Source organism: Sphingopyxis sp. MC1, from assembly GCF_000371385.1.
Classification (GTDB): Bacteria; Pseudomonadota; Alphaproteobacteria; order Sphingomonadales; family Sphingomonadaceae; genus Sphingopyxis; species Sphingopyxis terrae.
This window is the reverse complement of record NZ_AOUN01000003.1, coordinates 412,707-431,550: the sequence shown is the minus strand read 5'-3', so window position 1 is coordinate 431,550 and position 18,844 is coordinate 412,707. Positions and strand designations below refer to the sequence as shown.

The window sequence follows — 18,844 nt, the reverse complement described above, 5'->3', positions numbered from 1 at the left end:
CGGCAGATAGGGATAAGCGGGGCGATTGCCACCCATTTTCGCCTGGCCCCCCTGTTAATCGCGCGCGCCGCCCCTATAAAAGCATTCATGAGCAACAAAAGTGATGGCAGCATGGGAGGCCGCGCCCCGCAGGGAGTGCGGCAATTTTTCCATCAGATTGCGCTGATGGCGAACAGTCCGTGGGGCAATGGCCCGAAGGATGGCGGCGACGGCGACGACCGGTCGGGTCCGCGCAATCCCTGGGTGACGCCCGATCCCGCCGACGGACTGCGCGGGCGCAAGCCGCGCGGCCCCTCCGCACTGGACGAACTTCTGCGCAAGGGACGCGGCGGCTTCGGCGGCGGCGGTTCGGGTGGCGGCGGCGGCAATTTGCAGATGCCCGAATCGGCACGGCTTTGGAAATGGGGCGTTGGCGCCCTCGTCGCGGTGTGGTTCCTCTTTTCCTCCTTCCACATCGTGCCGCCCGAAAAGGAAGGCGTCGTCACCCGGCTCGGCAGCTATTCGCGCACCGTCGGCCCCGGCGTGAAATTCACCTGGCCGGCGCCAATCGAGCGCATCCGCATGGAAGACGTGCGCGCGATCCGCACGATGCAGGTCGGCTCGCCCAATGCGAGCGACGAGAATTTCGTCCTCACCCGCGACCAGAGCATCGTCGATCTGGCCTATGAAGTGCGCTGGTCGATCCGCGACCCCGAACTCTATATCTTCCAGCTCGCCGATCCCGACGGCACGATCCGCGAGGTCGCCGAAAGCGCGATGCGCGCGACGGTCGCCAATTTCGACCTGGTGCAGGCGATCGGCCCCGGTCGCGTCGAGATCGAGACGCAGGTTCAGCAGCGCATGCAGGCCTTGCTCGATCAATATCGCGCCGGCGTGACAATCCAGGGCATCGCGATCCGCCAGGCCGATCCGCCGAAGCAGGTCGACGAGGCGTTCAAGGAAGTGACGGCGGCGCGGCAGGAACGCGAATCGTCGATCAACCTGGCACGCGCCTATGAACAACAGGTGCTCGAACGCGCACGCGGTGACACCTCGGCGTTCGACAAGATTTACGAACAATATAAGCTGGCACCGGGCGTGACCCGCAAGCGGCTATATTATGAAACGATGGAGAATGTTTTGTCGAACGTCGACAAGACGATTGTCGAGGCGCGCGGCGTCACCCCCTATCTGCCGCTGAGCGAAGTCCAGCGGCGCGCGCGCGCGGCGTCCGACGCCGCGTCCGATGCGGCGAAGGGAGGCCAGTGATGTTCGAATCGATCACCCGCCATCCGATGCGGCTGCTCGTCGGCCTCGTCGCCATTCTCGTCATCCTGTCCCAGACGCTGGCGATCGTTCCCGAAGACAAGCAGGCGCTGATCCTGCGCTTCGGCGAAATCGAGCGCACGGTGAATCGCTACAAGCCGAACGAGGAATTCGGCCGGTCGGGTGCGGGCCTTGTCCTGCGCGTGCCGTTCACCGATGGGATCCAATATATCGACAAGCGCATCCTGGGCATCAACATGGAGCGCCAGCAGGTGCTCTCGACCGACCAGCAACGGCTGCAGGTCGATGCCTTCGCACGCTTCCGCATCACCAACCCGGTGCGCATGTACACCGCGATCCGGACGGAGGATAAATTGCAGCAGCAGCTTGCGACGATCCTCGGCTCTTCCCTGCGCAACGAACTGGGCAAGCGGACCTTCGCGACCCTGCTCTCGCCCGAACGCGGTGCGGTGATGGACAATATCCAGGTCGCGCTCAATCGCGAGGCGCACAAATATGGCGCCGAGATCATCGACGTGCGGATCAAGCGCGCCGACCTCCCCGAAGGCGCGACGCTGCAGGCGGCCTATGACCGCATGCGCACCGCGCGCCAGCAGGAAGCGATCGCGATCCGCGCCGAAGGGCAGAAGGAAGCACAGATCATTCGCGGTAACGCCGATGGCGAAGCCGCGCGCATCTATGCCGCCAGCTTTGGCAAGGATCCCGAATTCTACGATTTCTATCGCGCCATGCAGAGCTATCGTCAGACATTCCTGGGTGAGAATAACAAGGGCGGAACGTCGATCATCATGTCGCCCGACAATGAATATCTGAAGCGCTTCAGCGGCGGATAGGGGCCGGACGGCGGATGAACCGGACGTGCATTCGCCGTTCATGTTCAATTGCCGTTCAGCCGCACGGCCCCAAATGAAGCCTGCCGGGGTCCTTGGGTTTTTTCGCAAGAGAGAAGGATTTGCGATCGTGCGTTATGTTTATGGCATCACTTCGGCTTTGCTGGTGGGTGGCACAGCGCTCGCGCTCGTCACCCAGTCGCCCGTTATCGCGCAGGTCGCGCAGAACGAGCGCAGCGAAATCGCGAAGGCGGTTCCGCGCGCCGGCGCGCCCGAAAGCTTCGCCGACCTGGTCGAGCAGCTGCAGCCCGCAGTGGTCAACATCTCGACCAAGCAGGAAGTCACGCTGGGCGTCCGGCTCGATCCGTTCGCGGGAACGCGCGAACCGGTCACGCAGGAGCAGCAGGGCGGCGGTTCGGGCTTTCTGATCTCCGACGACGGCTATATCGTCACCAACAACCATGTCGTCACCGGCGGCCCGCGCGGCGAGCAGGTGAACCAGGTCACGGTGACGCTGACCAACGGCAAGGAATTTCAGGCCAAGATCGTCGGCCGCGACGTCGCCTCCGACCTCGCGCTGCTCAAGATCGACGCGACCGGCATGCCGTTCGTGAAATTCGGCGACAGCGGCAAGGCGCGCGTCGGCGACTGGGTGGTCGCGATCGGTAACCCGCTCGGCCTCGGCTCGACCGTCACCGCGGGCATTATCTCGGCGGTGCAGCGCAATATCGGCAGTGGCGGCGCTTATGACCGCTACATCCAGACCGACACGGCGATCAATCGCGGCAACTCGGGCGGTCCGCTGTTCGACCTGCACGGCAATGTCGTCGGCATCAACAATATGCTGATCTCGCCCGTCGGCGCGAACATCGGCGTCAATTTCGCCATCCCGGCCGATGCGGCGATCCCGGTGATCAACGCGCTGCGCGCCGGCGAGCGCGTCGAGCGCGGCTATCTGGGCATCGGCATTGCGCCGGTCGGCGAGGATATGGCGGCGGCACTCGGCCTGCCCAAGGATCGCGGCGAATTTGTCCAGCGCGTCGAGGATGACGGTGCCGCGGCGAAGGCGGGGATCAAGCGCGGCGACGTCGTGACCAAGGTCAACGGCAAGGATGTGACGCCGCAGCAGACGCTGTCCTACATCGTCGCGAACACCAAGCCGGGGACGCGTATCCCGATCGAGGTCGTGCGTGACGGCAAGACGATGACGCTCAACGCCGTCGTCGGAACGCGTCCGCCCGAAGACCAGCTCGCGGGCAATGATTTCGACCCCGAAGACGATCAGGCGACGCCCGACGACAACAGCGGCAGCGTTTCGGACAAGGCGGTCCAGGACAATCTGGGCCTGGCGGTGCAGACGCTGACCCCCGACATCGCGCGCGCCGTCGGCGTCGATGCCTCGACCAAGGGCCTCGTCATCGGCGCCGCGTCGAGCAACAGCGATGCCGGCCGCAAGGGCCTGCGCCGCGGCGACGTGATCCTCAGCGTCAACCGCACCCCGGTCACGACCAGCGAGGGTTTGGCCAAGGCGGTGGCGGAAGCGAAGAAGGCTGGCCGCGACGCGGTGCTGATGGAAATCCTCCGCCGCGGCGGTCCGTCTGCCTTTATCGCGATCCGCATCAAGCCGTAATCGCGCGGCATCTTCAGCGTTTCAAAAGGGGCGCCCGGATCGACCGGGCGCCCCTTTTCTTTGCTTGCCGCGCGCATTGTTCCTGATATGTTCTTGCTTCAACGAATCGGGAGACGACCAATGATCGGATATGTGGCGCTCGGCACCAACGACCTTGCCAAGGCGGCGGCCTTTTACGACGCGATCGCCGCCGAACTGGGCGTGCCGCGGATGATGGAATTCGACAATTTCATCGCCTGGGGCAAGGAAGGCGGCGGCGCGGGCATCGGCCTCACCAAGCCGTTCGACGGCAACGTCGCGACCGTCGGCAATGGCGTGATGGTGGCGCTGGAGGCCAGCGACACCGATCAGGTCCAGCGCCTCTATGATATCGCGCTGGCGCATGGCGGCAGCGACGAAGGCGCCCCCGGTCCGCGCGGCGAAGGCTTTTACGCGGGCTATTTTCGCGACCCCGACGGCAACAAGCTTAACGCGTTCGTCATGGGGTGACGACGCGTCGGCGACGCGCACGGGCGTTGCAGCCATAGCCAGTCCTAACGGCCGGCCGCGGCGGATTGCCGCTGTACCGGCCGGCTGTTAGCCTGCGGCGCTCGTCCGTTTGCGAAAGGATCGTCATGCGTTGGAAATCGGCCGTTGGTGTCGCGGTGATGCTCGGCTGTGCGTCGCCTGCGCTCCCGCAGGAAAGCGCAGGGCAGAGCGTCGATGAGGTCGCGCCTCAGATCGACGCGCTCTTTGCCCGCTATCAGGCCGATCAGCATATCCCGGGCCTCGTCTATGGCATCGTGCAGGACGGCAAGCTCGTCTATCTGAAGGCGCGCGGGGTCCAGGATGTGACGACCGGAACGCCGGTCGACGGCGATACGCTGTTCCGGATCGCCTCGATGACCAAGGCCTTCACCGCGCTGGCAGTGCTCAACCTGCGCGACCGGGGCAAGCTGCGGCTCGACGATCTGGCCGAAGATTATGTGCCCGAAATGAAGCGCTGGACCTATCCGACCGCGGACAGTCCGCGCATCCGCGTGCGCGATCTGCTCCACCATGTCGCGGGGTTCGTCACCGACGATCCGTGGGGCGACCGCCAGCAGATATTGTCGCAGGACGATTTCACGAAGATGTTGGCCGCCGGCGTCCCGTTCACACAGGCGCCGCAGAGCCGCTTCGAATATTCGAACTTCGGCTATGCGCTGCTCGGCCGCATCGTCGCCAATGCGTCGGGGATGCCCTATGCCGACTATGTCCGCATCACCATCCTCCGCCCGCTGGGGATGGAGGCCAGCGGCTATGACGTGACGCGCGCGCTGCGCGCGCATTATGCGCGCGGCTACCGCTGGGAAGGCGAGGCGTGGGTGCCCGAACCCGAAATGGCCGACGGTGCTTTCAACAGCATGGGCGGGCTGCAGGTCAGCGCGAGGGATTATGCCAAATGGGTCGCCTTTCTGCTGTCGGCCTGGCCGCCACGCGACGACGCCGACGCGGGGCCGATCCGGCGCGCGACGGTGCGCGAGATCGCGCAGGGCCTGAACTTCGTCTCGCTGGCGACGCGCGCCGGCGCGAGTGGCGAGACGGCGTGCAAGCAGGCCGCGGCCTATGGCATGGGCTGGCGCGTTGCGCAGGACTGCGACCTCGGGCTCACCCTGTCGCACGGCGGTGGCTATCCGGGCTATGGCAGCCATGTGATGCTGATGCCCGACTTCGGCGCCGGCGTCTTTGCACTGTCGAACCGCACCTATGCCGGGCCGTCGGCGCCCGCCTGGGACACGGCGGTGGCGATGGAGAGGGCGGGATTGCTCAAAGACCGGCCAGTGCCGGTGACGCCCGATATGGTCGCGATGATCGCGGTGGCGCGCGCGGTCTATGACGCGGGCGACCTGACGCCGATGCAGGACCGGTTGGCGATGAACTTCCTGATGGACCGCTCGGCGGCGCTATGGGCGAAGGATCTGGCGGCGCTGAAAGATCAGCTGGGCGCATGTCCGACCGCCGAGCCGCCGGTCGCGCGCGGCGCGCTGGGGGCGGTGTTCCGGCTCAATTGCGAACACGGCAGGCTCGACGGTCAGATTCTGCTGGCCCCGACGCGTCCGCTGACGGTTCAGGCCCTGCGCCTCCGGTCGGCACGCGATTAGCTCGCGGGGCGAACCGGAGCCGCTTTGGCCGCGCCGCGCGGGCGCCGGGCGAAAAGCGGCTTCAAGGCAGCACCGAGCTGCGCGAAGCCGCGGTCGAGGTCGGCGCTGAAGCGCGCATGATCGGCGTTCCAGCTCCGCATCCAGATTTCATCCATCATCGTCTGTCTCCATCGGTTGCGATAGGGTGCAGATGCGCCTTCGCTGGCGCCTTCGCCAATTAAAGCTTTGCACCGAGGTATAAGCTTGCCTTATACTCTGGCGATGCCGAAGCTGCCGCCCCTCGCTGCCGTCCGCGCTTTCGAATCGGCTGCAAGGCTGGAAAATTTCTCGCGCGCTGCCGAGGAACTGGGGATGACGCAGGCGGCGGTCAGCTATCAGGTCCGCCAATTGGAAGACAGGCTCGGCCGCGCGCTGTTCGTGCGTGAGAAAGGGCGCGTGCGGTTGTCGGAGACCGGGCAACGCGTGTTTCCCGCGATCCGAGCCGCCTTTGCCGCAATGCACGATGCCTTCGCTGCACTTGGCAGCGACGAGACCGACGTGCTGACGATCAGCGCCGTGACGAGCTTCGGCGGCGCGTGGCTGAGCGCGCGTATCGGCCGCTTCCAGCTCGCGTACCCCGACCTTGCCGTGCGCATGTCGATGAGCAACGATCTGGTCGACTTCGACGCGTCGAACGTCGATGTTGCGATCCGCCTTGGAATGGGGCCGTGGCCCGGCCTGCGCAGCGACTTTCTGATGCGCCAGACGCTGGCACCGCTCGCCGCACCATCGTTCATCGCCGAGCATGCGATCCGCGAGCCCGCCGATCTGCTGCGCGTCCAGCGGCTCGCCCCGAACGACAGCTGGTGGGCCGACTGGTTCGTCGCCGCGGGGGTCGCGACTCCGCTGGCGCCATCGCGCCTTGGCATCGAGCTCGACAGCCAGTTGCAGGAGGCGAGCGCGGTGCAGGCGGGCTTCGGGGTCGCGATGATGACCCCGCTGTTCTGGCAGGCCGACCTTGCCAGCGGCCGGATGGTCCAGCCCTTCGATACGCTCTATGTCGCCGATGCCGGCCTGTGGCTCGTCCACCGCGAAAATCGCGTCGGGGTGCGCAAGATCGAGCGCTTCCGCGAATGGCTACACGCCGAATTGAAGAAGGATCGCCACCTGCTGCCCGAGGCGCTATGGCAGCCGCCGTCATGACCTTCACCGCCGTCCCGCTCACGCTCTATCCCGACATGTTCCCCGGTCCGCTGGGGCACAGCATGGCGGGGCGCGCGCTCGAAAGCGGGACATGGGCGTGCGCGCCCGTCCAGATCCGCGATTTTGCCACCGACCGGCATCGCACCGTCGACGATACGCCCGCGGGCGGCGGCGCCGGCATGGTGCTGAAGGCCGATGTCCTCGGCGCTGCGATCGATCATGCGACGGCGGCGCATCCGGGGTTGCCGCTGCTCGCCATGACCCCGCGCGGTGCGCCGGTCACGCAGAAGCGCGTGCGCGACCTTGCCGCGGGTCCGGGGGCGATCATCCTGTGCGGCCGGTTCGAGGGTTTCGACGAACGCATCTTCGACGCACGGCCGATCGAGCAGCTTTCGATGGGCGACATCGTGCTTTCGGGCGGCGAGATGGGGGCGCTGATGCTGCTCGACGCTTGCATTCGGCTGCTTCCCGGCGTAATGGGCGCGGCTTCAAGCGGCGACGACGAATCGTTCGAGAACGGTTTGCTTGAATATCCGCACTATACCCGGCCCGTCACATGGGAAGGGCGCACGATCCCCGAAGTGCTGCGATCGGGGGATCATGCGAAGATCGCCGCCTGGCGGAAACAACAGGCGCAAGATCATACACGGTTACGCAGGCCGGACCTTTGGGAGCGTCATGAGGACGCTCGGGCCCGACCTGCCTCTGGCGCGCGGCAAAAGAAGAAGGACTAGAGGCATGAACCTCATCCAGACGATCGAAGCCGAAGAAATTGCCAAGGCCGGCAAAGAGATTCCGACGTTCCGCCCCGGCGACACGCTGCGCGTCGGCGTGAAGGTGGTCGAAGGCGAACGCACCCGCGTCCAGAATTTCGAAGGCGTGTGCATCGCGCGCTCGAACAAGGGCATGGGCTCGAACTTCACCGTGCGCAAAATGTCGTTCGGCGAAGGCGTCGAGCGCGTCTTCCCGCTTTATTCGCCGAACATCGATTCGATTACCGTCGTCCGCAAGGGCGCCGTGCGCCGTGCGAAGCTCTACTATCTGCGGGGCCGCACCGGTAAATCGGCTCGTATTGCGGAGCGCCGCGATTACCGGTCGGAAGCCGGCGAAGGCTGAGGAGAGGTTTCTCCCCACAAAGCCGAAACAGCTTTCCAAAATGACCGGTTCCGCCAAAGCGCAGAACCGGTCGTTTTTCATTTCACGCCAAGACAAAGGACATATTTCATGGGTTACCGGATCGTCGTCGCTGGTGCGACGGGCAATGTCGGACGCGAAGTCCTCGCCATCCTCGCCGAACGCGAATTTCCGATCGCCGAACTGGCGGCGGTCGCGTCGTCGCGCAGCCAGGGCGACGAAGTCGAGATCGGCGATACCGGCAAGACCGTGAAATGTCAGAATATCGAGAATTTCGACTGGTCGGGCTGGGACATGGCGATTTTCGCCATCGGCAGCGACGCGACCGCGATTCACGCGCCCAAGGCTGCGGCCGCCGGCTGCGTCGTGATCGACAACTCGTCGCTCTATCGCATGGACCCCGACGTGCCGCTGATCGTGCCCGAGGTGAACCCCGACGCGATCGACGGCTATACCAAGCGCAACATCATCGCGAACCCGAACTGTTCGACCGCGCAGATGGTCGTCGCGCTGAAGCCGCTGCACGATGCGGCGAAGATCAAGCGCGTCGTCGTTTCGACCTATCAGTCGGTGTCGGGCGCCGGCAAGGCGGGGATGGACGAGCTGTGGAACCAGACGCGCCAGATCTTCGTTGGCGACGAAAAGGACATCAAGAAGTTCACCAAGCAGATCGCCTTCAACGTCATTCCGCACATCGACAAATTCCTCGACGACGGATCGACGAAGGAAGAATGGAAGATGGTCGCCGAGACGAAGAAGATCCTCGATCCGAAGATCAAGGTCACCGCGACCTGCGTCCGCGTTCCCGTCTTCGTCGGCCATTCCGAAGCCATCAATATCGAGATGGAGAAGGAACTGCCCGCCGAGGAAGCGCAGCGCATCCTGCGCGAGGCGCCGGGCGTCATGCTGGTCGATAAGCGTGAGGACGGCGGATATATCACCCCCGTCGAATGCGTCGGCGACTATGCGACCTTCGTCAGCCGGGTGCGCGACGACAGCACCGTCGACAATGGCCTGAACCTCTGGTGCGTCAGCGACAACCTGCGCAAGGGCGCGGCGCTGAATGCGGTGCAGATCGCCGAACTGCTCGGCCGCCGGCACCTCAAGAAGGGCTGATCCTGTTATCCTCCCTGTCGCGCAGCGATGGGGAGGTGGCAGCCCGAAGGGCTGACGGAGGGGCTTTGACGCCGGTGCGCTCGCGGCCCTCCACCATCCGCTTCGCGGACGGTCCCCCTCCCCACCGCTGCGCGGCAGGGAGGATTGCCTTGGCGAGATCGGGGCATCCGGACTATGCCCGTGACATGACCGCGCCCTTCGCTTTCACCCACGCGCTTTGCCGGACCCCGGCACCGTCGGCCGTCAACGGCATCCGCGCGGGCGGCGGCCCCGATCCCGAGCTGGCGGGAATCATGGCCGAGCATGCCGCCTATGTCGCGGCGCTGCGCGAGCTGGGGCTGACGGTCGATGTCCTGCCGCCGCTCGATGCCTTTCCCGATGCCCTGTTCGTCGAGGACGTCGCGCTGACCTTTGCCGAAGGCGCGATCCTGCTCCGTCCCGGTGCGCCGAGCCGCGCGGGCGAGGCCGCGCATATCCGCGCCGCGCTCGCCGAACGGCACGGCCGCGTTCTCGAGCTGGCCGGACCGGGGCATGTCGACGGCGGCGATGTGCTGCGCCTTGCCGATCGCGTGATCATCGGCCTGTCCGACCGTACCGACCGGGCGGGCGCCGAAACGCTGACTGCGCTGCTCGGCGAGCTCGGCCACCGCGCGCAGATCGCGCAGACCCCGCCCGACGTGCTGCATTTCAAGACCGGCTGCGGCCTCATCGACGACCGCACGGTGCTCGCCGTCCCCGCCATGCGCGACTGCCCCGAATTTGCGGGGCTGGAGGTGGTGCTGACGCCGATGGGCGAAGAAGGCGCGGCGAATATCCTGCGCGTCCGCGACACGGTGCTGATCGGCGCGCACTGGCTTGCAACGCAAGCGCTGCTGGCGGCGCGCGGCGTCCCGTTCCGCGCGCTGCCCACCGATCAGATCGCGCGGATCGACGCCGGGCTAAGCTGCATGTCGCTGCGCTGGTAATCGCCCCGCGCTCTGGCGTATAGCGACGCGTCCCCTTCGGAGTCCTGCCATGCGCAAGCTGCCCGCCCTCGTCCTCCTCGCACTGCTTGCGGCGTGCAAGCCCGCCGCCGACAAGTCGGCCGCCGACGACCGCCCGCCGGTCGTGCCCGACGTGCCCGAGGCCAAGCTCGACGGTCCGGCCGCGGCGTCGCTGTCGGTCGCGCTCGACGGTGCGGGGCTGCGCTTCATCGACAAGACCAGCGGCAAGGCCAGCCTGCTCGCGTTCGGCATCCCGCGCAAACAGGCCGAAGAGGCGTTGGCGCGCGTTGCGGGGGTGGTCGACGACCGCAGCGACAATGACGAGTGCGGCGCGGGGCCGATGCAATTTTCGCGCTTCGATGCAATGACGCTCAATTTTCAGGACGACAAGTTTGTCGGCTGGTTTCTGGGCGACGAGGCGGGCGCCGAATTCTATTCGACGGTCAGCGGCATCGGTATCGGCACGACGCGCGCCAAGGCGTCCGCATCGGCCACCGTCGTCGATCACAAGGACAGCACGCTGGGCGAGGAGTTCAGCCTGGGCACCGGCGATGCAGCGATCGGCGGCATGTTCGCCGAGCCGGGCAAGGATGCGAAGATCGAAGCGCTGTTCGCCGGGGCCAATTGCTTCTTCCGTTGACAGTCACGGGGATCGCCGGCGAGATTTGATCGACGGCGTTGCCGGGGCTAGTCTGCCGCCATGTCGGCTTTCCTTCCCTATGCGCCGCTCAACACGCCCAAAGCCTTTGGTGACCAATTGTGGATCGTCGATGGTCCCGAAATCCGCATGGATTACGGGCCGACCTCAATTCCCTTTCCAACCCGGATGACGATTGCGCGGCTTGCCGACGGCACGCTGTGGGTTCATTCGCCGATCGCTCCCGACAAGGACCTGCTTTCCGCCATCGACGGTCTCGGTCCGGTGGCCTGGCTCGTCGCGCCGAACAGCCTTCATTATTGGCATATCGCCGACTGGCAGGCGATTTATCCCGGCGCGCGAACGCTCGCGGTGCCCGATCTCGCCACGCGCGCGAAGCGGCCCTTCCGGATCGACGCAACGCTCGACGGCGACGCGGTGCTGCCCGAAGAGCTGGAGACGGTTTTCGTTCCCGGCACGCTGGTCAATGAAGCGGTGTTTTTCCACCGGCCCTCGCGCACCGTCGTGCTGACCGACCTGATCGAGAATTTCGAGCCGCAGCGAATACGCAGCCGCCTTTATCGCGGGCTCGTCCGCCTCTCGGGCGCGGCGCATCCCGACGGCAAGGCGCCGATCGACCTGCGGCTGACCTTCTGGCCGCGCCGTTCCCGTGTTCGCCGGGCGGTCGCTGCGATATTGGGCTGGGATTGCGAGCGTGTCGTGATGGCGCACGGCCTGCCATATGAGCGGGATGGGGCAGCGGAGCTTCGACGCGCCTTGCGATGGGCCTGCTGACACCGCGCGGGCGCGGCCCCATCAGGGTCCCCTCAGTGTCCCATGTCGGCGGCCGAAGCCTTGGCCGCGCCGGGTCTGGGCGGACGCAGCAGGACGACGAGCGGCACGGCCGCGAGCGTGACCCACATCATCAGCCAGAAATCGTCGATATAGGCAACCATCGCCGCTTGCCGGTTGATTTCGCCATTGACCATCTGCATCGCGACGTCGCCGATGATACCGAAGCGGTCGGCGGTCGAGGGATCGACGAGGCTGACCGAGCTGTTGGTGACATGCGCGACCAGATCCTGGTGGCTGGTCTGCGTATTCGATCCGAGCAGCGTCGTGACGACCGAAATGCCCACCGACGCCCCCATGCTGCGGAACAGATTGAGCAGGCTCGACCCGTCGGTGCGGAACTGCACCGGGATCGTGGCAAAGGCCATGGTGTTGAGCGGGATGAAGATCAGCCCCATCCCTAGTCCCTGCACCAGCCCGCTGACGACCACGGGACCGGCGCCCATCATCAGCGACCATTGGCTCATCTGATAGAGTGAATATGCCGCGATCAGCAGTCCCGAACCGACCATCCAGCGCGCATCGATCTTGCCGAGCAGGCGCCCGGCGACCCACATGCTCATCAGGATGCCGATCCCGCGCACCGCGAGCACCAGCCCTGTGTCGATCACCGGCCAGCCCAACAGGCGTTGTAGCATCGGCGGCAGCAGCGCCATCGACGAAAACATGACGACCCCGATCACGATCATGAAGCCCATGCCCATGACGAGGTTGCGATCGGCGAGCATCTTGCGGTTGAACAGGGTCACCGGCGCGGTGAGCAGGTGGATGAGGAACATCCACAGGCAGGCAACCGAAACGCCGAGTTCGATCCAGATTTCGGCACTCTCGAACCAGTCCTGCTGCGCACCGCGGTCGAGCATCAGCTGCAGCGCAGCGAGGCCGAGCGCGAGCATCGAGAAGCCGAACAGGTCGAACTTGCGCTCGCGGGTGTGCGTCCGCGGCAGCAGCGCCCACATCAGCACCAGCGTGATCAGCCCGACGGGCAGATTGACGTAGAACACCCAGCGCCAATTCGCCGATTCGGTGAGCCAGCCGCCCAGGATGGGCCCCAGAATCGGGCCGATCATGATCCCCATCCCCCAGATCGACATCGCCCGCGCGTGCCGTTCGGGCGGGTTGATGTCGAGCATCACCGATTGCGACAGCGGGCTGATGAAGGCGGCGGCGATCCCCTGCAGGAAGCGGAAGGCGACCATCTCCTCGAGATTCTGCGCGGCGCCGCACGCCATCGAGGTCAGGACGAAGCCGATGATCGCCGCAAGGAACAATTGCCGCCGCCCGATCCGGTCAGCGAGCCAACCGGTGATCGGCATCGCCACTGCCGAGGCGATGATATAGCTGGTGAGAACCCAGTTGACCGTCTCGCTCGTCGCGCCGAGCGCGCTTTGCATATGCGGGATCGCGACATTGGCGATGGTCGTGTCGAGAATCTGCATCACCGACGCGCCCATCACCGCCACCGTCAGCAGGCCGCGATAGCGCACCTGTTGATAGAGCGGGATCGACGCATCGACCGGCGATGCCGCTCTGGGCGACCGGCGGGGAAGGGCGCGGCTCGCCATCGGCCCGCCCCTATTTCGCGGTGATCACTTTGACGTCGGCGGACAGGCCGGCGATCATGTCGCGCGACGGCGTTTCGTCGAGCGCGATGCGCACCGGCACGCGCTGCGTCACCTTCACCCAGTTGCCGGTCGCATTCTGGGCGGGGAGTACCGAAAATTCGCTGCCGGTTCCGGCGCCGATGCTTTCGACATGGCCGCGTACCTTGAGCCCCGGATAGGCGTCGAAGCGGATCTCGGCGCGCTGGCCGACGCGCATGTCGGCAAGGTCGGTTTCCTTGAAATTGGCCTCGACATAGGGGTGCAGCGTATCGACGAGCGTCACCGCGGGGAGCCCCGCGACCATCATCTGGCCGAGTTGCAGCCGGTCCGACTGGGCGATTCGCCCGGCGCTCGGCGCGCGCACTTCGGTGCGGCCGAGGTTGACCTGTGCCTGCGCGCGCTGGACCTTTGCCGATTCGACCTCGGGATTCACGCCGCTGCCGCCGGTGGCGAGCTTGGCGCGCGCCTCCGCGGCGTTAGCGCGCGCCTGCGCGAGGCCGGCGCGCGCCTGTTCCACCGCATGCTTCGATGCATCATAGGCCGCCTTGGTGGTGAAGCCCTTTTCCATCAGCGCCGCCTGCCGCGCGAAATTGGATTCGGCAAAGCCCACCGCTTCCTGCGCCGCCTTGATGTCGACGCCGGTCGCGGCGAGGCTGGCCGACAGATTGCCGACATTGACCTTGGCCGCGTCGATCGCGGCATTCGCCTGCGCCACCGTCAGCGCATAAGGCTCGCCGTCGATACGAAAGAGCAGCTGACCCTTGTCGACCATCTGGCCGTCGCGCACCGCAACCTCGGTGATCCGTCCGCCGACTTCGGCCGCGATCGATACCTTGTCCATCTGGACATAGGCATTGTCGGTCGACACCGCACCGCCGCTTGTCAGCCAGTACCAGCCGCCGCCGACGAGCAGCGCCAGCGGCACGCCGAACATCAGCAGGCGGGTGCGCCAGCCCGGCTTGCGGGCCTCGTCGGTTTCGGCCTCGGGCGCGGGCGGCACGGGATCGGCCTTGGGTTTCGCCTTCGGCACCGAAACCTCTTCGCCCGTGGGAGCGGCGGGAGCGGTGGGCGCGGCGGGGGGACGGGAGGGGGAGAGCTGATCCATCACATTGTCTCTTTTGTCGGTTCCTTGCCGCATTCGCGGCGCGAAAGATTGGTGCGGACGCGCTCGACCAGCTCGATGAGCTGCGCGCGTTCGGCTGCGCTGAGCCCCTCGGTCGCCTCTTCGGTCAGCGCATCGGCGATGTCGCGCATGCCGCCGACGATCGCGCCGGTGCGCGGCGTCAGATACAGCCGCCAAGCGCGGCGGTCGGTCGGATCGGCGCGGCGTTCGACCAGCTCCGCCTCGACCAACCGGTCGACCATGCGCGACAGGGTGATCGGTTCGACCTCGATCAGTTCGGCGAGCGGCCCCTGCCGGATCCCCTCGTGCCGCTTCAGATAGCTGATCAGCCGCCACTGGAGCGCGGTGATTCCGCTGTGCTTCGTGCGCGCGTTGAAAGCGCGGCGAAATAGCCGCGCGGTGTCGTTGAGCAGGAAACCGATCGTCTCACTCATGGCATGCGATATAATAGCAACTGCTATAATATTCAATGACGATTATGCTGCATGTGCGAAGCATCTGATTTGGAGCAAAAAATTGCCGTTTCGCTTGCGCGGCGCCGCATTTTTTGCAGGATGCCGCGCATGAGTCTGTCTGCTGATCTTTTCTGGTCCTTCCGCTCTCCCTACAGCTATCTGGCGATCGGCCGCTACCGCGCGCTGATGGCGAGCCACGATGTGACGATCAACCTGCGCCCGGTCTATCCGCTGGCCGTGCGCCAGCCCGACTTTTTCGAGCGCAACCACCCCAATTGGCTCAGCTACACGATGCGCGACATGATCCGCGTCGCGCAGTTCCACGGCATCCCCTTTGGCCCACCGCGTCCCGACCCGATCGTCCAGAATGTGATGACGCGCGAGATCGCCGCCGAACAACCCTATATCTACCGCCTCACCCGGCTGGGGCAGGCGGCGTCGCGGCGCGGCAAGAGCCTGGCCTTTTGCGACGAGGTGGCGCAGCTCATCTGGGGCGGCGCGCAGGACTGGCACCTCGGCGACCATCTGGCGGGCGCAGCGAAGCGCGCCGGGCTCGATCTCGCCGAACTCGATGCCGAGGCGGAAAGCGACGCCGAAACGCTCGATCAGGAGATCGCCGCCAACCAGGTCGCGCTCGAAATCGCCGGCCATTGGGGCGTGCCGACATTGGTGTTCGAAGGCGAGCCCTTCTTCGGACAGGACCGCATCGAAATGGCGAAGTGGCGCATGGAACAAAAGGGGCTGCGGCCGCGATAGACGGAGCGCGCGGTTGCAAGCGGCCGGCTTCAGTCTGGACACGACCGATTGCGGTCGTTCGATCCTCTTCGTCATCCCGGACTTGATCCGGATCCATTCTTCCAACGCCGCACGAATGGATCCCGGATCAAGTCCGGGATGACGAAGGTATGAAAGTCCTGCGTCGATGTTGTGTACCCCGGCGAAGGCCGGGGTCCAGGGCTTTACAGCACCAACGGCGGCTTTTGACGCTCTGGGCCCCGGCTTTTGCCGGGGAGCACGAGCGGTTAGCGGCGAAGTCCGCTTCCCACCCCAAAACCGCCATGCACGCGGCGCGGTTGGTGTCGGCAAGGCCATGCGAACGCCGTATGAAGGTCGCGGCCGCTTGCCCTTGCGCGTCTTCCCCGCATAAGGACGGGCATGAGCATCGAACCGCAATTTTTCGACGCGCGCGATGGGGTGCGCCTGGCCTGGCGGGAAATGGGCGAAGGTCGGCCGATCCTGTTGCTGCATGGCCTGTTTTCGAGCGCCGAGGTCAACTGGATCAAATTCGGCACCGCAGCACGGATCGCGCGCGCGGGATATCAGGTCATCATGCCCGACCTGCGCGTCCACGGATCGAGCGCGGCGCCGCATGGGGCGGAGCATTATCCTTCCGACATATTGGTGGACGACCTGCAGGATCTGGTCGCGCATCTCGATCTTGCCGATTTCGACCTTGGCGGCTTCTCGCTCGGCGCGCGGACGAGCGTGCGCGCGGTCGTTGCGGGGATGCGCCCGGCGCGCCTGATCCTTGGCGGTATGGGGCTGGCGGGACTCGCGGGGTGGCAGCGGCGCGGGCAGTTCTTCAAGCGCGTGATCGCCGAATATGACAGCGCGAAGCGCGGCGACGACACATGGCTGTCGATCCAGTTCATGAAAACGATGAAGATCGACCGTGTCGCGGCGGGGCTTCTGCTCGACAGCTTCACCGACACGCCGCCCGAAGCGTTGGCGGCGATCACGATGCCGACGCTGGTGGTGTGCGGCGAACAGGATCAGGACAATGGCTCAGCGCCCGAACTGGTCGCGGCGCTGGCCGATGCCCAACTCGCGACGATCCCCGGCACGCACATGTCGAGCGTCACCGAGCCCGAGCTGGGTGAGGCGATCGCGGCCTTTCTGACCGCTTGACCCTCCGGCGCCGACGCGCCAAGCTGGTTTTACGGCGCCGCAGAGCGCACCCCCAAAGTCCAGAGGATTGCACCCCATGAAAGCAATGATTTCGACTATGTCGCTTGCCCTGTCGCTCGCGCTCGCCGCACCGGCATATGCGCAGGACAATGCCGCCGCGACCGCGGCCCCCGCCGCCACGCCGACCGCGGCCGACGCCGATGCCTTCATCGCCGCCGTCGAGAAGGATCTGTTCGACTATACGGTCGAGGCGAGCCAGGTGAACTGGGTCAACGCCACCTACATCACCGACGACACCGACGCGATGGCCGCGAGGATCAATGCCGTGGGGACCGAAAAGTCGGTCAAATATGCACTCGAAGCCGCGAAATATATGGATGTGCCGGGGCTCAGCGCCGATACGAAGCGCAAGCTCGACATCTTGCGCACCGGCCTTGTCCTTCCCGCGCCGACGAAGCCTGGCGCCGCGACCGAGCTCAACACGATCGCGACCGACCTCCAATCGCAATATGGCAAGGGCCGCGGCACGCTCGACGGCAAGGAAATCTCGGGCTCGGATATCGAGGCGGAGATGGGCAATCTTCAGCACACGCCCGCCGAATTCGCCGAAATGTGGACGAGCTGGCACGACAATGTCGGCGCCCCGATGAAGGATGATTATGCGCGCATGGTCACGATCGCCAACGAAGGCGCAAAGGAACTCGGCTTTGCCGACACCGGCGCGATGTGGCGGTCGGGCTATGACATGTCGCCCGAGGATTTCGCCAAGACGACCGAGCGATTGTGGCAGGAAGTGAAGCCGCTTTACATGGCGCTTCACACCTATGTCCGCTGGAAACTCAACGAGAAATATGGCGATGCGGTGCAGCCAAAAACCGGCCCGATCCGCGCCGACCTGCTCGGCAATATGTGGGCGCAGGAATGGGGCAATATCTACCCGCTCGTCGCGCCGCCGGGATCGGGTGACCTGGGTTACGACATCGGCGATCTGCTCAAGGAAAAGGGCAAGGCGCCGCTCGACATGGTCAAGGCGGGCGAGAATTTCTATTCCTCGCTCGGCTTCGCGAAGCTGCCCGACACCTTCTGGAAGCGCAGCCAGTTCCTGAAGCCCGCCGACCGCGAAGTCGTGTGCCATGCCTCGGCCTGGGACGTCGACAACAAGGACGACATCCGCATCAAGATGTGCATCAAGGTGAACAGCGACGATTTCGTCACCATCCACCACGAGCTTGGCCACAACTATTATCAGCGCGCCTATAACAAGCAGCCGTTCCTCTATCTGAACGGCGCCAACGATGGCTTCCACGAAGCGATCGGCGACTTCATCGCGCTGTCGATCACCCCGCAATATCTGGTCGACATCGGCCTGCTCGACAAGGCGAAGGTGCCGAGCGCCGACAAGGATATCGGCTTGCTGCTGCGTCAGGCGATGGACAAGGTCGCCTTCCTGCCCTTCGGCCTGCTCGTCGACCGCTGGCGCTGGGGCGTGTTCGACGGGTCGATCAAGCCCGCCGATTACAACAAGGCCTGGACCCAGCTTCGCCTGCAATATCAGGGCATCACGCCGCCGGTCGCGCGCCCCGACACCGCGTTTGACCCGGGCGCCAAATATCATATCCCCGGCAACACGCCCTACACCCGCTATTTCCTGGCGCGCGTGCTGCAGTTCCAATTCTATCAGGCGGCGTGCAAGCAGGCGGGATGGAAGGGCCCGCTCCACCGTTGCTCCTTCTATGGCAACAAGGAGGTGGGGCAGAAGCTGAACGCGATGCTCGAAATGGGCGCCTCCAAGCCCTGGCCTGACGCGCTCGAGGTCTTCACCGGCAGCCGCGACATGTCGGGCAAGGCGATGATGGAATATTTCGCGCCGCTCAAGAAATGGCTCGACGAACAGAATAAGGGCAAGCCGTCGGGCTGGTAAGGCACGCGGAACCGCAAGCAAGGGACCGGAAAGCCATCTTTCCGGTCCCTTTGCATGTCGGCCGGGTACGGGCCGCCGCC

Annotated in this window: 19 protein-coding genes; 15 read left to right on the top strand and 4 right to left on the bottom strand. The window is 65.4% G+C overall.

The window, feature by feature from the left end; all coding sequences use genetic code 11:
• The first annotated feature begins 87 nt into the window (after positions 1–87).
• The 5 genes from hflK to EBMC1_RS05865 all read left to right on the top strand — a co-directional run bounded on the left by hflK (position 88) and on the right by EBMC1_RS05865 (position 5,849).
• The gene (gene hflK, locus EBMC1_RS05885; RefSeq protein ID WP_003042003.1) at positions 88–1,248 is read left to right on the top strand and encodes a protease modulator HflK; all 1,161 of its coding nucleotides are present in this window, start codon (positions 88–90) and stop codon (positions 1,246–1,248) included.
• The gene (gene hflC, locus EBMC1_RS05880) at positions 1,248–2,099 is read left to right on the top strand and encodes a protease modulator HflC (RefSeq protein WP_003042000.1); all 852 of its coding nucleotides are present in this window, start codon (positions 1,248–1,250) and stop codon (positions 2,097–2,099) included. The genes hflK and hflC overlap by 1 nt, the downstream gene beginning before the upstream one ends.
• Before the next feature lie 127 nt (positions 2,100–2,226).
• Positions 2,227–3,726: a Do family serine endopeptidase gene (locus EBMC1_RS05875; protein ID WP_003041997.1), complete on the top strand. Its 1,500-nt coding sequence runs from the start codon at positions 2,227–2,229 to the stop codon at positions 3,724–3,726.
• Between the two features lie 120 nt (positions 3,727–3,846).
• Complete coding sequence (locus tag EBMC1_RS05870) at positions 3,847–4,215, top strand: VOC family protein (RefSeq protein ID WP_003041994.1); 369 nt, start codon at positions 3,847–3,849, stop codon at positions 4,213–4,215.
• Between the two features lie 125 nt (positions 4,216–4,340).
• Complete coding sequence (locus EBMC1_RS05865) at positions 4,341–5,849, top strand: serine hydrolase domain-containing protein (RefSeq protein ID WP_003041993.1); 1,509 nt, start codon at positions 4,341–4,343, stop codon at positions 5,847–5,849.
• Here the strand turns inward: EBMC1_RS05865 and EBMC1_RS18310 are convergent.
• Positions 5,846–6,007 (bottom strand): hypothetical protein, encoded by a 162-nt coding sequence (locus tag EBMC1_RS18310; RefSeq protein ID WP_156000993.1) that lies wholly within the window; start codon positions 6,005–6,007, stop codon positions 5,846–5,848. The genes EBMC1_RS05865 and EBMC1_RS18310 overlap by 4 nt on opposite strands.
• A 103-nt stretch (positions 6,008–6,110) precedes the next feature.
• Between EBMC1_RS18310 and EBMC1_RS05860 the strand changes: the two genes are divergently transcribed.
• The 7 genes from EBMC1_RS05860 to EBMC1_RS05830 all read left to right on the top strand — a co-directional run bounded on the left by EBMC1_RS05860 (position 6,111) and on the right by EBMC1_RS05830 (position 11,696).
• On the top strand, positions 6,111–7,031 hold the full coding sequence (locus tag EBMC1_RS05860) for a LysR substrate-binding domain-containing protein (protein WP_040589491.1): 921 nt from the start codon (positions 6,111–6,113) through the stop codon (positions 7,029–7,031).
• Positions 7,028–7,765, top strand: coding sequence for a tRNA (guanosine(37)-N1)-methyltransferase TrmD (gene trmD, locus EBMC1_RS05855; protein WP_003041989.1), 738 nt, complete (start codon positions 7,028–7,030; stop codon positions 7,763–7,765). Before EBMC1_RS05860 ends, trmD begins: the two co-directional genes overlap by 4 nt.
• A gap of 4 nt (positions 7,766–7,769) precedes the next feature.
• Entirely contained in the window at positions 7,770–8,147 is a 378-nt protein-coding gene (gene rplS, locus EBMC1_RS05850) for a 50S ribosomal protein L19 (RefSeq protein WP_003041987.1), read from the top strand.
• Between the two features lie 108 nt (positions 8,148–8,255).
• The gene (locus EBMC1_RS05845; protein WP_003041985.1) at positions 8,256–9,281 is read left to right on the top strand and encodes an aspartate-semialdehyde dehydrogenase; all 1,026 of its coding nucleotides are present in this window, start codon (positions 8,256–8,258) and stop codon (positions 9,279–9,281) included.
• A gap of 185 nt (positions 9,282–9,466) precedes the next feature.
• Positions 9,467–10,246, top strand: coding sequence for a dimethylarginine dimethylaminohydrolase family protein (locus EBMC1_RS05840; RefSeq protein WP_040589488.1), 780 nt, complete (start codon positions 9,467–9,469; stop codon positions 10,244–10,246).
• Between the two features lie 49 nt (positions 10,247–10,295).
• Positions 10,296–10,904, top strand: coding sequence for a hypothetical protein (locus EBMC1_RS17760; protein ID WP_003041981.1), 609 nt, complete (start codon positions 10,296–10,298; stop codon positions 10,902–10,904).
• A gap of 60 nt (positions 10,905–10,964) precedes the next feature.
• A complete protein-coding gene (locus tag EBMC1_RS05830; RefSeq protein WP_003041979.1) occupies positions 10,965–11,696 on the top strand; it encodes a DUF4336 domain-containing protein in 732 nt (243 codons plus the stop codon).
• 32 nt (positions 11,697–11,728) lie between these two features.
• Here the strand turns inward: EBMC1_RS05830 and EBMC1_RS05825 are convergent, their stop codons facing one another.
• The 3 genes from EBMC1_RS05825 to EBMC1_RS05815 are packed head-to-tail and all read right to left on the bottom strand — an operon-like array spanning position 11,729 to position 14,914.
• On the bottom strand, positions 11,729–13,318 hold the full coding sequence (locus EBMC1_RS05825; protein WP_003041977.1) for an MDR family MFS transporter: 1,590 nt from the start codon (positions 13,316–13,318) through the stop codon (positions 11,729–11,731).
• 10 nt (positions 13,319–13,328) lie between these two features.
• Entirely contained in the window at positions 13,329–14,462 is a 1,134-nt protein-coding gene (locus EBMC1_RS05820; protein ID WP_003041974.1) for an HlyD family secretion protein, read from the bottom strand.
• Positions 14,462–14,914, bottom strand: a complete 453-nt coding sequence (locus tag EBMC1_RS05815) for a MarR family winged helix-turn-helix transcriptional regulator (protein ID WP_003041971.1) — start codon at positions 14,912–14,914, stop codon at positions 14,462–14,464. Before EBMC1_RS05815 ends, EBMC1_RS05820 begins: the two co-directional genes overlap by 1 nt.
• Before the next feature lie 129 nt (positions 14,915–15,043).
• Here EBMC1_RS05815 and EBMC1_RS05810 point away from each other — a divergent pair, with 129 nt between their 5' ends.
• The 3 genes from EBMC1_RS05810 to EBMC1_RS05800 all read left to right on the top strand — a co-directional run bounded on the left by EBMC1_RS05810 (position 15,044) and on the right by EBMC1_RS05800 (position 18,764).
• Entirely contained in the window at positions 15,044–15,691 is a 648-nt protein-coding gene (locus EBMC1_RS05810) for a 2-hydroxychromene-2-carboxylate isomerase (RefSeq protein ID WP_003041968.1), read from the top strand.
• A gap of 399 nt (positions 15,692–16,090) precedes the next feature.
• The gene (locus EBMC1_RS05805) at positions 16,091–16,843 is read left to right on the top strand and encodes an alpha/beta fold hydrolase (RefSeq protein ID WP_003041965.1); all 753 of its coding nucleotides are present in this window, start codon (positions 16,091–16,093) and stop codon (positions 16,841–16,843) included.
• Positions 16,844–16,919: 76 nt separating this feature from the next.
• Complete coding sequence (locus EBMC1_RS05800; RefSeq protein ID WP_003041962.1) at positions 16,920–18,764, top strand: M2 family metallopeptidase; 1,845 nt, start codon at positions 16,920–16,922, stop codon at positions 18,762–18,764.
• The last annotated feature ends 80 nt before the right edge of the window (positions 18,765–18,844 follow it).